13 protein-coding genes are annotated in these 15,279 nt (G+C 66.9%); all 13 read left to right on the forward strand.

The features are described 5' to 3' along the window. Positions 1-43: 43 nt before the first annotated feature. Positions 44-769, forward strand: coding sequence for a 2OG-Fe(II) oxygenase (locus AKJ09_RS14785; protein ID WP_146647845.1), 726 nt, complete (start codon positions 44-46; stop codon positions 767-769). Beyond that, positions 766-1,422: a DNA oxidative demethylase AlkB gene (gene alkB, locus AKJ09_RS14790; protein WP_146647846.1), complete on the forward strand. Its 657-nt coding sequence runs from the start codon at positions 766-768 to the stop codon at positions 1,420-1,422. The genes AKJ09_RS14785 and alkB overlap by 4 nt, the downstream gene beginning before the upstream one ends. Before the next feature lie 64 nt (positions 1,423-1,486). After that, positions 1,487-1,876 (forward strand): YciI family protein, encoded by a 390-nt coding sequence (locus tag AKJ09_RS14795; RefSeq protein WP_146647847.1) that lies wholly within the window; start codon positions 1,487-1,489, stop codon positions 1,874-1,876. A 135-nt stretch (positions 1,877-2,011) separates the two neighbouring features. After that, a complete protein-coding gene (locus tag AKJ09_RS14800) occupies positions 2,012-2,440 on the forward strand; it encodes a VOC family protein (protein WP_146647848.1) in 429 nt (142 codons plus the stop codon). A gap of 98 nt (positions 2,441-2,538) precedes the next feature. Beyond that, positions 2,539-3,753 carry a thiolase family protein gene (locus AKJ09_RS14805; RefSeq protein WP_146647849.1) on the forward strand — a complete coding sequence of 405 codons (1,215 nt, stop codon included), beginning with the start codon at positions 2,539-2,541 and terminating at the stop codon, positions 3,751-3,753. An 83-nt stretch (positions 3,754-3,836) separates the two neighbouring features. Then, the gene (locus AKJ09_RS14810) at positions 3,837-4,673 is read left to right on the forward strand and encodes a 3'-5' exonuclease (RefSeq protein ID WP_275936735.1); all 837 of its coding nucleotides are present in this window, start codon (positions 3,837-3,839) and stop codon (positions 4,671-4,673) included. A gap of 19 nt (positions 4,674-4,692) precedes the next feature. Then, the gene (locus AKJ09_RS54270) at positions 4,693-6,081 is read left to right on the forward strand and encodes a tetratricopeptide repeat protein (protein ID WP_205633712.1); all 1,389 of its coding nucleotides are present in this window, start codon (positions 4,693-4,695) and stop codon (positions 6,079-6,081) included. Continuing rightward, positions 6,078-6,572, forward strand: a complete 495-nt coding sequence (gene coaD, locus AKJ09_RS14820) for a pantetheine-phosphate adenylyltransferase (RefSeq protein ID WP_146647850.1) — start codon at positions 6,078-6,080, stop codon at positions 6,570-6,572. The genes AKJ09_RS54270 and coaD overlap by 4 nt, the downstream gene beginning before the upstream one ends. A 141-nt stretch (positions 6,573-6,713) precedes the next feature. Then, complete coding sequence (locus AKJ09_RS14825; protein ID WP_146647851.1) at positions 6,714-7,574, forward strand: purine-nucleoside phosphorylase; 861 nt, start codon at positions 6,714-6,716, stop codon at positions 7,572-7,574. Beyond that, positions 7,571-8,050: a cytidine deaminase gene (gene cdd / locus AKJ09_RS14830; RefSeq protein ID WP_146647852.1), complete on the forward strand. Its 480-nt coding sequence runs from the start codon at positions 7,571-7,573 to the stop codon at positions 8,048-8,050. The genes AKJ09_RS14825 and cdd overlap by 4 nt, the downstream gene beginning before the upstream one ends. Positions 8,051-8,230: 180 nt before the next feature. Then, positions 8,231-10,570, forward strand: a complete 2,340-nt coding sequence (locus tag AKJ09_RS14835; RefSeq protein ID WP_146647853.1) for an HzsA-related protein — start codon at positions 8,231-8,233, stop codon at positions 10,568-10,570. Between the two features lie 14 nt (positions 10,571-10,584). After that, positions 10,585-11,511, forward strand: coding sequence for a HEAT repeat domain-containing protein (locus AKJ09_RS14840; RefSeq protein WP_146647854.1), 927 nt, complete (start codon positions 10,585-10,587; stop codon positions 11,509-11,511). Between the two features lie 137 nt (positions 11,512-11,648). Then, on the forward strand, positions 11,649-14,822 hold the full coding sequence (locus AKJ09_RS14845) for a TolB-like translocation protein (RefSeq protein ID WP_146647855.1): 3,174 nt from the start codon (positions 11,649-11,651) through the stop codon (positions 14,820-14,822). The last annotated feature ends 457 nt before the right edge of the window (positions 14,823-15,279 follow it).

Consider the following 15,279-nt stretch of genomic DNA (forward strand, 5'->3'; position numbering starts at 1 on the left):
GCGCCGAGGAGGTCTAGGTTCGAAGGCGACGGGAGATACGACCATGCTCGCGCTTTCGAAGCCTCATTCCGAAGATCGCGTCGCGTCCATCGACTGGCAGCACGTCGAACGCGAGCTCGACGCTCAGGGCAACGCTGTCGTTCCGGCACTGTTGAGCCACGCCGAATGCGGCGCGATCGAGTCGCTCTACGCCAAGGACGCGGGGTTCCGGAGCCGCGTCGTCATGGGTCGCCACGGCTTCGGGCGCGGCGAGTACAAGTACTTCGCGTATCCCCTGCCCTCGCTCGTGCAGGAATTGCGAACGGCGCTCTATCCGCGGCTCGCGCCCATCGCCAATCGCTGGAACGAGGCGATGAGGATCGACGTGCGCTTCCCCGCCGACCACGCGGAATTCCTAGTGCGCTGCCATGAGGCCGGTCAGGAGCGGCCCACGCCGCTGCTGTTGCAGTACGAAGCCGGCGACTACAACTGCCTTCACCAAGATCTCTATGGCGAGCACGTCTTCCCACTCCAGGTCGCCGTGCTGCTCTCCGAACCGGAGCGCGACTTCACCGGCGGCGAGTTCGTCATGACCGAGCAGCGACCACGCATGCAATCGAGGCCGATGGTGGTGCCGCTGCGCCAAGGCGATGCGGTCGTGTTCGCGGTGAATCATCGGCCCGTCCAGGGCACGCGCGGGATCTACCGCGTGCAGCTGCGCCATGGCGTGAGCCGCCTCCGAAGTGGACGACGACACACGCTCGGCATCATCTTCCACGACGCCTCATGACCACGCGCCAGCTGAGTCTCGGTGCCTTCGATCCGCCACGCGAGGAGCTCGGCCCGGGCGCGGTGCTCCTTCGGCGATTCGCCTTTTCGTATGACGAAGAGCGAACGTTGGTCGCCGCGATCGACACCATCGTGGAAGCAGCTCCGTTCCGTCACATGATCACGCCCGGAGGCTTTCGCATGTCGGTCGCGATGACCAACGCGGGTGCGCTCGGCTGGGTGACCGATCTGTCCGGCTACCGTTACACGCCGCGCGATCCCGAGAGCGATCGGCCTTGGCCCGCCATTCCCTCGTGTCTGCTGCGACTCGCTTCGCGTGCTGCAAAAAGCGGCGGTTTCGACGGCTTCGTTCCCGACGCTTGTCTCGTCAACCGCTACGAGCCCGAGGCGCGCATGACGCTCCACCAAGACAAGAACGAGCGCGACTTCGCGGCGCCCATCGTCTCCGTATCGCTCGGCATTCCCGCCGTCTTTCTCTGGGGCGGCGAAAAGCGAAACGACACCGCGAAGCGCGTTCCGCTCGCGCATGGTGACGTCGTCGTGTGGGGCGGCCCATCGCGGCTGCGCTTCCACGGCGTCTTGCCGCTGAAAGACGACGAGCATCCGCTGCTCGGAAGGCAGCGCCTCAACCTCACCTTCCGAAAGGCCGGCTGAGGCGAAAATCGACGGACGGCCCGAGTATTCGGAGTGGCCTTGTTCGGGCATACTTCCGCCCCCGATGCTCTACGCCATCTTCTGTTACGACTCCGAGAGCGAGGTCGGCGCCTGGACGCCCGAGCAAGACAAGGCTGCGATCGAGAAGCTCGCCGTCGTCCAGGAGAAGCTCTCCAAGCAAGGTCGGCTCGGCCCTGTCGCGCGCCTCGCGCCCACCAAGCGCGCGCGCACGGTGAAGAAGGGACGTGACGCGTTCATCGTCGACGGCCCGTTCGCCGAAACGAAAGAGGCGCTGCTCGGCTTCTTCGTCGTCGATTGCGCGAACGAGCAAGAGGCCATCGAAGCCGCGCAGGAGCTCGGCCGGGCCAGCAGCTCGGGTGGGTCCTACGAGGTCAGGCCGTTCACCGTCTTCCTACCCGGCGCGACGTTTCCGGCGCTCGTGCCCACCCAGTAAACGGGCGCACGAAAGAGGCTGAGAGAAAAATTCGAGGGCCTTGTCGATCTGGCCCCCTCGTGATTGTCGTCTCTTCGAAGAGCCAAAAACCGCGGGCCTGCACGTTGCAACCCGAGCGCTCGAGAGGAGAATCCCATGCCCATCGCGAGTCTGAACCCGTACCTCAACCTCAGCGGCAACGCCGAAAAGGCCATCAAGCTCTACGAGACCGCGCTCGGCGCGAAGGTCGAGCACCTGATGCGCATGGGTGACGTCCCGTCCACCGATGCGGTCTCGTCCGACGACAAGAACCGCGTCATGCATGCCGCGCTGCGCATCGGCCCGAGCGTGCTCATGCTCAGTGACGGCAGCCCCGGCGATCCACGCATCGAGCAGAGCAACGTCAGCGTCGCCCTGCATTTCACGGATGCCGACGAGGCCACGAAGACCTTCGACGCCCTCGCTGCGGGCGGCAAGGTCACCCAGCCGCTCATCGACACCTTCTGGGGCGCCAAGTTCGGCATGCTCACGGACGCGTTCGGCGTGCACTGGATGTTCAACTGCGAAAGCCAGAAGAAGGGCTGACGGCTGACACGGGAAAAGCCCAGCCGGAGCGCAACGGCCCGTCCCCGCGAAGGCAGACCTTCCGCGCCCGCGCGACGAGCGATAGGCTCGCGGGCGCGATGTCCGCCACTTCTGCGCTCCGTCCGGCCTATCTCGTCCATGCGGTTCGTTCGCCCATCGGCAAACACCGAGGTGCGCTCGCGCCGGTTCGCGCCGACGATCTCGCCGCGCTCATGATCACGGCAATCGGCGAGCGGTCGCCGTCGCTCCTTGCGCGCGTCGACCACGTGGTGTTCGGGGCGACGAACCAGGCGGGCGACGACAATCGCAACGTCGCCCGCATGGCGGCACTTCTCGCTGGCCTTCCCTACGAAGTGCCCGCGCTGACCGTGAACCGCCTTTGTGGCTCGGGCCTCGAAGCCGTGAGCGACGCGGCTCGGCGCATCGCGACCGGTGACGCAGAGTGCGTCATCGCCGGTGGCGTGGAGAGCATGACGCGCGCGCCGTTCGTGTTCGGCAAGAGCGACGAGCCGTTCCCGCGCACGCCGCCGAAGGTCTACGACACGAGCCTCGGCTGGCGCTTCGAGAACCCCAAGATGGCGCAGCGCTTCCCGCTCCAGTCGATGGGCGAGACGGCCGAGAACGTCGCCGAGAAGTGGAAGATCACGCGCGATGAGCAGGACGCCTTCGCGCTCGCATCGCACGAGAAGGCCACGCGCGCGATTGCCGCCGGCGAGTTCGCCGCCGAGCTCGTGCCCGTCGTCATCCCGCAAAAGAAGGGCGAGCCCACGATCGTCGCGGCCGACGAATCCCCCCGCGCCGACGCGTCGCTCGCGTCGCTCGCGAAGCTCCAACCGGTCTTCCGCAAGGGTGGCTCGGTCACCGCGGGCAACAGCTCGCCGCTCAACGACGGCGCCAGCGCGGTCATGGTGGTGAGCGAAGCCGTGCTCAAGGCCGAAAATCTCGAGCCCCTCGCGCGGATCGTCTCGCACGCCACCGTGGGCGTCGAACCGAATTTCATGGGCGAAGGGCCCATCCCCGCCGGCAAGAAGGCGCTCGACCGCGCAGGCTTCACCGTCGCCGACCTCGATCTCGTCGAGCTCAACGAGGCGTTCGCCGCGCAGTCGATCGCCTGCATTCGCGGCCTCGAGCTCGATCCGTCGCGCGTCAACGTGCGCGGCGGCGCCATTGCACTCGGTCACCCCATCGGCTCGAGCGGCTGCCGCGTGCTCGTGAGCCTCGTCCACGCCATGCGCGCGCGCAACGCAAAGCGAGGCATGGCCGCGCTGTGCATCGGCGTCGGCCAGGGCATCGCCATGTGCGTCGAGCGCTGAGGAGAAGCCGCCTGCGTCCTTCGCGTGAGCCGCCGCCAGGAGCGCCCTGGGATCTCCCGATTGCGGAGGCCCCCTTCGCGTTCGTGGATCTCGAGATGACCGGGCTCGATCCCGCCAAGGATCGCGTGGTCGAGATCTGCATCGAGCGCGTCCAGGGCGGCGACGTGCGCGATCGCATCCACACGCTCGTGCGGCCGGAGACGTTGATTCTCCCGCCGAGCGCGCCGGTCGCGCCGATCGCCGCTGTGGACGTCGGCTCGACCGACGCGGAGAGCCAGCCGACGCCGGAGGTCGGCAACGCGAACATCCACGGCATTTTCGCGAGCGCACTCGCCGGGGCCCCCGTGTTCGCCTCCCTCGTCGATCACGTCACGGCCCTGCTTGATGGGGCCGTGCTCGTGGCGCACGGCGCATCGTGGGACGTGGCCTTTCTCGAGGCCGAGCTCGCGCGCGCAGGAAGTGCGACGCGCATCCCTTTCTACATCGACACGCTGAACCTCTCACGGCGCACGTTCGGCCTGCCGCGCCACTCTCTCGACGCCCTACGCGAGCATTTCGGCCTGGATCGCTCGCGGGCCCACCGCGCCGATGCCGACGTGGCCGCCTTGCGAGCGGTCTGGGAGCGCTGCCTTCAGGCGCTGGAACCCTCTACGGCGCGCGACGTGTGGGAGGTTCGCATCGCGGAAAAGCGCGCCCGCGAGCAAATCCTTGCAGAATGCAAGAGCGCCATCGAGGCCAAAGTCCCGGTCGAGGTGGTTTACCGCCCCCGGGCCCGTAAACCCGAGCCAATGCGCATGGTCCTCGTGGAACTCCTGACAGGACTCGACCCCCCACGGGTGATCGGCTATCAGCTCCCCGGGCGCGGTCGCCGTGAGCTAAGGGCCGACCGGATCCTTCGAATCGATCGAGTTGAATCCTAAATTTCCGGAGCGATACCGAATGCGACGCCTCGCTGTCTCGATGATGGCCCTTGCCTTGCTCGGCGCCGCCGCCTGCGGCGGACCCGACGCCAACACGTCGGGCCGTGACGCGCTCGCGGACAAGTGGCACAAGCGCGCCGAGCAGAGCTACAAGGCCGGCGACCTCGACGACGCGACCACCGCGATCGACGGCGCCCTCAAGGCCGCTCCCCAAGACCCCGAGACGCGCCTCCTCGGGGCGCGCATCGCCCTCGCCAAGCTCGACTACGCCCAGGCGATCAAGCTGACCGAGAACCTGCCGAGCAGCGACGCCAAGGGCGTTCGCGGCCGCGCGCTCTGGTACTCGGGCGACATCGAGCGCGCCGCCGACGATCTCGAAGACATGCTTCGCGATCCGAACGTGAAGGACAACTGGGCGCGTGACGTCGCGAAGCTCGCGCGTCGTGGCCAGGGTCGTCATCCGTTCGCGATCGAGGGCGGCATGGTCGCCGCCGTGGAGATGCCGCAGGCCGGCCCGGCGCTCGTCGTTCCGTGCGAGCTCGAAGGCGAACGCATCCTCGCGCTCGTCTCGACCGCCATGGGCGAGTTCATGATCGACTCCTCGTCGCGCAAGGAGCCCGCCTGGGTGAACCTTCGCTTCGGCGAGCACCTCGAGGTGAAGGACGTCCCCGCCCTCACCTACGACCTCTCGAACGTGTCGCGTCAGCTCGGCGCGCCCATCAAGGCGCTCATCGGCGTCAACGCGCTCCGCCACATGCACGTGACGTTCGACCGTCGCGGCTCCCAGTTCGTCGTGCGCAAGAGCGAGCCGGCGGCGCCGCCCGATGCGAGCCGCGTTCCCCTCGTTTACGTGCGCGGCGGCGGCATGATGATGCGCGCGGCGGTGTCGAGCAAAGACGACGGCCAGGCGCTCCTCTTCGTCGACTCGGCGCAGTTCTACCCGCTCGCCCTCGACGACGTTCTTCTCAAGCGGTCCGGCGCCGACCTCGCGTCGTTCCGCACGGAGCCGGGCGCACCGCAGAACATGAAGCTCGGCATGCTGCCGTACTTCAAGCTCGGCACGCTCGACCTGCCGCAGGTTCCTGCGATGCAGGGCGCGCCGCTCTCCGACTACAAGTCGAACTTCGACGTCGATCTCGGCGGCGTGGTCGGCGCGGGTCTCCTCTCCGCCTTCCGCGTGACCTTCGGTGACGAAGGCCGCGCGCTCTGGCTCGAGATCGACCCGGCGCTCATGCAGGGCGCTCCGCAGAACGGCGCGCCGGCCGTCGCCGAGCCGCCCCCGGCTCAAGCGCCTGCGGCTGCACCGACGGCCCCGGCCGCCGCTCCGAAGGCGGGCGCCGCGCCCAAGCCGGCCGCTCCCAAGGCGCCGGCCAAGCCGAAGGCGGACAGCAAGGGAGCCGCGCAATGAGCCGCGCGCTCGCCGTCTACGCGGGCAGCTTCGATCCCGCAACGCTCGGGCACCTCGATCTCATCGAGCGTGCCGCCGCGTTGTTCGACAACGTGATCGTCGCCATCGGCGTTCACCCCACGAAGCACCCGCTCTTCACCGCGGCCGAGCGCAAGCACCTCATCGAGCAGATCACCGCGCACATCCCCAACGTGACGGTCGACTCGTTCGATGGACTCCTCATCGACTACTGTGCTGGCAAGAATGCGAGCGTGATCGTCCGCGGACTCCGTGTCACCACGGATTTCGAGTACGAGCTCCAGATCGCACACGCCAACGCGGACCTGCGCCCCCAGATCGACACCATCTTTTTGCCGACGCGCACCAAACACGGCTTCGTCAGCGCTTCGCTCGTTCGCGAGATCGCGAGCCACGGCGGCGACGTGAGCCGCTACGCGCCCAAGGTCGTCTGCGAAGCGCTGAAGAAGAAGTTCGACGTCGCGCCCGCCTGAGTCTAGGCGAGTCGGCCGAGGAGAGAAGACGGGCCTGGTGGCGCACTGCGCCGTCGTCGTCCCAAACGCGACTCGCGAACGTAACACGAGAGACGGCACCTTCCCGAGGTCGGCAAGGCGCTGCTACCGTGCGCAACCTGCATGAGTAGCCAAGCTGAAAACAACGGGCACGCGGAGAGTGTCGTCGCAAAACTCGACGAGACGGTCTCCGCCATCCGCTCGAAGGTGAAGAACGTGCCCCGCGTGGGCGTCGTTCTCGGCAGCGGTCTCGGCGCCTTCGCCGACACGCTCGGCGATCTCGTCAAGCTCCCCTACGACACGCTGCCGAACCTCCCCGCGTCGAAGGTCGTCGGCCACGCCGGCAACCTTTGCTTCGGCAACGTCGACGACGTGCCCGTCGTCTGCATGCAGGGTCGCGTTCACCTCTACGAGGGGCACCCCGTCTGGCAGGTCGTGCATGGCGTCCGCACCATGGCGCGCCTCGGCGTGCAGTGCGTGCTCGTGACGAACGCGGCGGGCGGTATCGCCGATGGCTGGTCGGCCGGTGACCTCATGGTGATCACCGATCACCTGAACCTCATGTACCACCACCCCCTCATCGGGCCGAACGAGGAGGCGCTCGGAACGCGCTTCCCGGACATGTCGAACGCGTACGACGCGGCGCTTCGCGCGAAGCTCGCCAATGTCGCGAAGAAGGAGAACCTCGCGCTTCGCGAGGGCGTCTACGCAGGCCTCCTCGGCCCGTCGTACGAGACGCCGGCGGAGATCCGCATGCTCCGCATCCTCGGCGCGCAGGCCGTCGGCATGAGCACGGTTCCCGAGGTCATCGCCTTGAGGCACATGCGTATGCCGGTTGCCGCCCTGTCGTGCATCACGAACATGGCCGCGGGCATCGGCAAGGGGGAGCTCGATCACAAAGAAGTCGAGGAGACGGCAAAAGCCCGTCGAGCCGATTTGCAGAGACTCCTCCGAGGTTGGATCCTCGCAGCAGGTGCAGAATGAGTGCGAAGAAGAAGAAGACGACGACGAAAAAGACCGGCGCACGTGCGCCGAAGAAGACGAGCGCCAAGGGTTCGAAGACCGACAAGGTCGACGCGAAGCTGCTCGACCGCCTGCTCGAGCAGGCCATCACGGTGCGCGAGAACGCTTACGCGCCGTTCTCCGAGTACCGGGTTGGCGCGGCCATCGCGACGAAGAGCGGCAAGATCTACGCGGGCTGCAACGTCGAGAACTCGTCCTACGGGGCGACCATCTGCGCCGAGCGCGGCGCAGTCATGCAGATGATTGCTGCCGGCGATCGTGAGCCGGTCGCGATGTCGGTCGTGACGTCCGACGGCGGCTCGCCTTGCGGGATCTGCCGTCAGGTGCTCGCCGAGTTCGTCGAGGACATGCCCATCGTCCTCGCGAACCTCGAAGACGAGAGCGGCCACGTCGTGCACCTCGCCGACCTGCTGCCTCTCGCGTTCCGACTTCGATAAGTCGCCTACGTCGGGCGCGCGTGTGCGATGCGGGGAAGTCCCCCCGGCCTACGGGGTCGGGGGCCCCTGCCCGCGGTCGTCGAAGAGGGCACCGCTGGGCTTGCGGGCCTGAAAAATAGGGTCCGCGCGTTTCTTTCATGGTTGGCCCAACTCCTGCTCTCATAGAGGGGGGAGCCACTCATGCGAAACAGCTCACGCCTCACCGCCGCCCTGGTTCTGGTGCTCGGAACGTCGGCAGGCCACGCCGCCCTCGTCGGGTGCAGCTCGGACGATTCGACCAACGCGGGCGCGGGCGTCAACGCCATCGTCTTCATCAAGAGGCAGCACACGGTGGCCACCGCCCAGGGCGTGACGGTCGACGTCGCCGGCGGCAACGGCCAGGTGCTCGACTACGAGCGCTACGTGCCGGGCGGCTCGCTCGTCATGCTCTCGCCCGCGCGCCCCGACGGTGTGCTGAAGAACATCACCGCAGACTTCCCCACGGCCGACTTCAACGGCGCGGACGTGTCCTTCGACGCGAAGCAGGTCGTCTTCTCGATGAAGAAAGACGAGAACGACCACTATCACCTCTACACCGCGCAGCTGACGGAGGGCTCGGACGGCAAGTTCGAGATCCACCAGCGCACGGGCGGTGATCGCGACGACATCAACCCGATCTACATCGCGGGTGGCCGCATCGCGTTCGTCACGAACGAGATGTACACGCCGATGGGCACGCGCGCCGACGAGTACGAGCACGGCCGTGTGGTCACCCAGCTCGCGACGATCTCCGTCGACGGCGGCGATGCCGATCGTCGTCTCGCCTCGCAGAACCTCTCGCACACGGTCGCGCCGTTCCTCCGCTACGACGGCAAGATCGGCTACTGCCGTTGGGAGCACCTCGGCGGCGTCAACGACGTGAAGCTGTTCGCGGCCAACCCCGACGGCACGCAGATGGTCGCCGTGGCGGGTCAGCACGGAAAGCCTTCGAACTCACTCTTCACGCCGCGCGAGATCGAGCCGAACGTGATGATCGGCATCGCCACCACGCGTAACCGCACCATCCACGCCGGCGCGATCGTGAAGATCGACGCGAGAAACACGCAGGATCCGGTCTGCATGGACCCCAAGGTCCGTGACAAGACGGGCCACGCCTGCCTCGACGAGGAGCACGCGACCTTCGAGCTCCTCACGAAGGACGTGCCGGTCGGCAACGGTCCCTCGGCGGTCGGTCGCTATCGCGAGCCGAGCGTTCTTCCCGACGGCCGCATCCTCGTCTCCTGGGCCGACGGCCCCGTCAACGATCTCTCCGAGCAGTCGGCCACGCCACCGGACTTCGGCGTCTACATCTTCGACCCGGCCACGCAGAAGAACCAGCTCATCTACAACGATCGCGGCACGTGGGACCTCAACGCAATTCCCGTCGTCGCGCGCACCGAGCCGCCGGTCATCGGTGACATCGTCAGCAAGAACCAGGACCCGGGCACCCCCGTCCGCATCGGTTCGGTCGACGTCACGAGGACCAGCCTCAACACGGACAACGTGAAGGGCGGCAAGTACGGCGATCAGGGCGTTTCGCTCGACGTCGCACTGAAAGACGCCGTGAAGGTCCGCGTCATCGAGGGCTTCTCGAGCGAGGCGGCCAAGGGCGTCACCATGTTCGGCCTCACGATGGACGAAGGCGCCGCCATCCTCGGCGAGGCCCAGGTTTACGCCGACGGCAGCTGGCTCGCCGAAGTCCCGCCGTACCTCCCTGTGCACCTCCAGCCGATCGACAAGTTCGGCATGGCCATCCGCAACCAGCGCCTCTGGATCCAGGGCATGCCCGGCGAAGATCGTCGCTGCGTCGGTTGCCACGAGCAGCGCTCGGGCATCGGCGCGCCGCGCCTCGGTCAGAACCCGACGGTCGCCGAGCAGCACCAGGCCGAGCAGTTCCTGATGCCCATCGCGGATCGCTACGAGATGCCGTGGGCGGTCAACAAGACGCTCTACCCGGACGCCGCGCCGAAGAACCTCGTCCAGAACGTCCTCAACGCCAAGTGCGTGCAGTGCCACGACGGCGGCGCGAACGACCCGTTCGCGGGCAAGACGTACACGTTCACGGCCACCACGCCCGCGACCGGTGCTTCGTCGAGCTACGTGATTCCGTACCTCGACCTCTCCGAGAAGCCCGTCACCGTCTACTACGACCGCAAGGTCGCGACCTACCCGGCCTCGTACGTCTCGCTCTTCTTCCCGGCCTCGATGGAGATGGGCATGGGCAACGCGGTGCCGACCGGCGACATGCCGCCGAAGTGGGCCATCGTCAACAACGCGCGTGAGTCGGTCATGATCAAGAAGCTCAACGTGAAGGCCGCCGATGGCACCTTTGCGTACGGCACCGAGGTCATGCACCCCGAGGACAAAGGCGTGACGCTGACCGACGACGAGCGCGCGATGCTCATCCGCTCGATCGACGTCGGCGGCCAGTTCTACGCCCGCCAGAACACCGGCTTCGTTCCCTTCGGTGGCGACCCCGTCGCGCCCGGCCAGAAGTACTGAGGAGCTCGAGAACCATGAACTTCCGCAAGAACAAGGTTGGTCTCGCTCTCCTCGCCTCGCTCGCCGTCGCCGGTGCGTCGCTCCTCTCGGGCCGCACCGCCATCGGTGGTCCGAACACCGAGAACTTCGGCGGAACGCAGGCGGTCTACGGCAACATTCCGCCGGACCAGATCGAGTTCCTCTCCACCGGCGACCGCATCAAGAGCGTCGCGGCGAAGGGCTCGATGATGGAGATCTGGGAGACGCTCGAGCACGGCGAGCGCGTCGAGTGCGTCGAGTGCATCCCCTCGGTCGAGCCGCTCCTCTACGACGCCAACCCCCGCACGCGCGAGATCGCGGCGTGGTGGCTCCGTCGACGCCTCTTCGGCGTGTTCGGAGACGGCGAGGTCTACCAGCGCACGGTGCAGACGCTCGCTTCGGACCCGAGCCCGCAGCGCCGCGCGTACGCCGCGAATGCGCTCGGTGAGTTCCTCGCTGCGCCCGGCGTCGACGCGTGCGCGACCGCGATCGCCAACGATGCCGACCCGGGCGTGCGCGCGGCTGCCGCCACCGCACTTGGGCGCCTCAACGACGAAGGCAAGGGCGGCATCAGCCGCGCTCTCGCCGACGCGGACTCGCGCGTGAAGCTCGCTGGTCTCGCTTCGGCGGCGCGTATCAACACGTTCGTCGACGTACCGGCCGTGGCCAAGCTGGCTTTCGACGGCGACGCGGTCGTTCGCCGGCGTTCGGCCGAGCTCCTCGGTGGCATGCGCGCGAAGGATTCGGTCGACGGCCTCATCGCCCTCACCAAGGATGCCGATGCCGGCGTCCGCAACGCCGCCTGCCACGCGCTCGGTCAGATCCGCGACGGTCGCGCTCGTGCGACGCTCGAAGCGGTGAGGACCTCGGATCCGGACACGCTCGTCCGCGACCAGGCGGACATGGCGCTCCGCCGTCTGTAAGAGAGTTGCGCTCGCCCGCTGGAAGGCGCGAAAAATTCGGGGGGCGTGTGCTCGCTCATGCGAGCCGCCACCCCAAATTCTTCGTGAGTTCCATCCTTCCTGTGAAATCTCGTGCAGGAGTTCTCTAGGATCACATCGTGAATCGCTTCCTTCCTGGCATGATCGCGGCGGTGGCCGCGCTCGTCGCGCTCCTTCCGGCTTCGTGCACGACGAAGGAGCCCGAGCAGACCACGTACTTCGATCGGACGATCAGCCCGATCCTGACGACCTCGTGCGTGCGCACGAACACGGGGGCCGGTTGTCACGTTGCCGACCCGAAGGGCAACGCGCTAGGCAACCTCGACGTGGCGACGTTCGCCGGCGTCTCGAAGCGGCGCGATCTGCTCCTCGACTACGGACCGTACGGCCAGCCGGCGATGCTCGTGAAGAACGTCGATCCCTTCCAGGTCGACGTGCAGAGCTACGACGGCAAGAAGGTCACGATCACGACGGACATCAAGCACGCCGGCGGCTCGATCCTCGACCCCACGGGCAGCGCGTACCAGACGCTCCGTCGCTGGATCCAGAACGGCGCCACGGCGAACAACAGCGGCACGCCGCCGACCACGGTGGAACGCCTGCCCTGCAGCACGTTCACGCCGGCACGCGCGGACTTCGACCTCACGAAGGATCCTCCCAATCCCGACTTCGGTACGTTCCGCGATCGCGTGAACCCGGTCCTCACGGGCCGAAACCAGTCCGGCGATCAGAAGAACGGCGCCAACTGCTCGGCAGGCAACTGCCACGGCACGCTCGCCAATTCCTTGTACCTTACATGCGGCGATAGCCCCGAGCAGGTTCGCTGGAACTATCTCGCGGCCGAGGAGTACCTCGCGCAGACCGCCGAACAGAGCGAGCTTGCGCGCAGGCCTCTCTCTCCCGCGCAAGGCGGCGCCTACCACGAAGGTGGCGTCATCTTCTCGTCGCCGAGCGACGCGGGCTACGTCGCGATCTCCGACTGGGCCCACGAACACGGCCCGCCGAAGGTCACGGACAACGATCCTGGCTTCGCGTTCTTCTCGGAAAAAGTGCAGCCCATGCTCGTGAAGAAGGGCTGCATGATGGTCCAGTGCCACTCGGCGTCGATGTTCCATGACTTCCGACTCCACGGTGGCTCCGGCGGCAGCTTCTCGCTCTCGGCGACGCGCAAGAACTACGAGCTCTCGCTCACGCAGCTCGCGGTCGAGAGTGACGACATCAACGCGAGCCGCATGGTTCGCAAGAACCTCTATCGCCCGGAAGTGTGCAGCGTGGCCGGGTGCGACAAGGCGAACGGCATCGCGCATCGCGGCGGCCCTCTCCTCGAGGACTTCGGCAATCAGACCGCGAACGGGAAGCTCTGCGACGACGCCGCATACGACTACGACAACGGCGACCTCGACAAGATCCCGGCGTACTGCGTGATGAAGGAGTGGCTGAAGCGCGAGCGCGACGTGTTCAAGCTCGCGCCGCTCTCGGCCGTCGTTTACGTCAAGCGGCCGCTCGGCGGCATCAAGCGTCCGCAAGACTACGACGTCTATGCGCCGGGCGCCGACCTCCGCAGCATGGCGGTGACCACGAGTGGAGGCGGGGCGCTCACCGCAGGGGCCGACAAGTCGCTCACCGCAGGTTGTGGGCTCAATCCGAGCACGGCCGACATTCGACGCCCGCAGGTTTCGTACGACGGCGCCAAGATCGCCTTCGCCGCGCGTGGCAGCGCGAGCGAGCCTCTCGCCATCTACGAGATGAACGCCGACGGCAGCGCGTGCGCGAAGATCCCGGAGATCGCGAACACGCCTGCGTCGCAGAACGGCCTGCTCGTCCACAACTTCGATCCGACGTACGCCCCGCCCGACGGAAGCGGCCAGCGCATCATCTTCGCTTCGACGCGCGGCAACCTGCAGAACGACTCCTACGATTACCAGGGTCCGCAGCGCAGCCCCGCCGATCCCTCGAAGGGCAACGCGAACCTCTACGTGCTCGAGCAGAACCCGCAGGCCGTAGGCCAGCGCCGTGTGAGGCAGATGACGTTCCTCCTCAACATGGAGCGTGAGCCGAGCATGATGGCCGACGGGCGCGTGATCTTCACCGCCGAGAAGCGGGCGCCGCAGTTCTACCAACTCGCGCTTCGCCGCATCAATCTCGACGGCGGCGACTATCACCCGCTCTATGCGCAGCGCGGTTCGATCGCGTATCCCGAGGCGACGAGCGTGGTCGAGCTCGCCGACAAGGACTTCGCTGCCATCTTCCGCGATCCGGCCACGCCGCACGGCGGTGGTGCGCTCGGCATCTTCAATCGCTCGATCGGCCTCGACTTCCACAGCGCGCAGCCTTCGGACTACCCGGTCGATCCGGGTGTGCTCGATCCATCGCAGCCCCAGTCGCTCGACCCGCAGTTCTTCCTGCACTCGCTGCGCTTCCCCGATACGGGCGCGAACGCTCACCCGGGCCAGCCGACGAGCGGCGTCTATGCGTCCCCCGCCACACTTCCGAACGGGCAGCTGCTCGTGAGCTTCGGCAGCGCCGCCGATCCTGCCGCGTTCGGCGGTGACTACGACGTCTGGGTCATGAGCCCGACGACCGGCGCGAAGACGAAGCTCCTCGGCGACGCGGGCTCGGCCGAAGTCGACGCCGTCGGCGTTTATGCGCGCCTCGCCCGGCCTGTCTTCGTCTCGACGATCGACGAGCCGAACGGCAACGTGACGATGTTCACGGATCGCACCGAAGCGCAGGTCAACGTGCTCGACATGCGCGTGCTCTCGTCGCTGCTCTTCCAGAACACACCGACGGGCCGCATCGTCGATCCCGAGATCAAGCAAGTCTTCGTCTACGAGGACATGCCTCCTCCGGCCGACGTCGACTCCTTCGCGAAGGGCGGTTCCAACGTGGTTACCGATCCGTTTGGTCAGGTCTACGTTCGCCGCCGCTTGCTCGGCGCGATTCCGCTCGAGGAAGACGGTTCGACGAAGTTCCAGCTGCCGGGCGGCCTGCCGATCGTCCTCAAGCTCCCCGACACCAAACTCTCGCGCGAACGGAACCTCCCGCGCATCCAACGCGAGCAGATGGTCTTCGCGCCGGGCGAATACGCGCACCAGTCCTTCAAGGCCGAGTTCTTCGACGGACTTTGCGGACAGTGCCACGGCTCGATCAGCGGCCATGCGATCGACACCGGCCTCAAGCCCGACTTCGTCACGCAGGCGTCGTCGACGATGTCCCGCGACAAGCCGCCGTTCATGATGAACAAGCCGCCGGCCGAACGCGGTCCGATCGAGGGCCCGCCGACGGGCAACTGACGCCGCCATCCAAGGGCGGAGACTGGCACGAGAACGAAGAGGGGCTCGCTCGACGGTGGAGACCGTCGAGTGGACTCGACCTCGACGAGATCGCAGAAGATCGACGGACGAATTGTCATTGGCGGCAACCGCATCGTTGGCAGTCCACCACGAGCGCGCGACAACGGCTCTCGACCCTTGGACCTCTGCGTCTTTGCGTCTTTGCGTGAGGATGCCTCCATCAGGCGATGCCGCCAGAGAACGCCGGAACGAGATCGGCCGGCGCGCGCGCTTGTCCCTCCGCGTTCCCTGTTCGATCCCAACGCAAAGACGCAAAGACCCAAAGACCACGAAGTTTTAGGAATTGGGTCGGCGTGACACGGACGATTCGCGAGTAGGTGATGAGGCCTGAGCGGGCAAAGCCCCTCGACGGTGAACATCGATCGATCGTCGAGTGAGGTCGACCTCGACGAGATCG

Origin of the sequence: Labilithrix luteola, assembly GCF_001263205.1 — a bacterium.
GTDB classification, from domain to species: Bacteria; Myxococcota_A; Polyangia; order Polyangiales; family Polyangiaceae; genus Labilithrix; species Labilithrix luteola.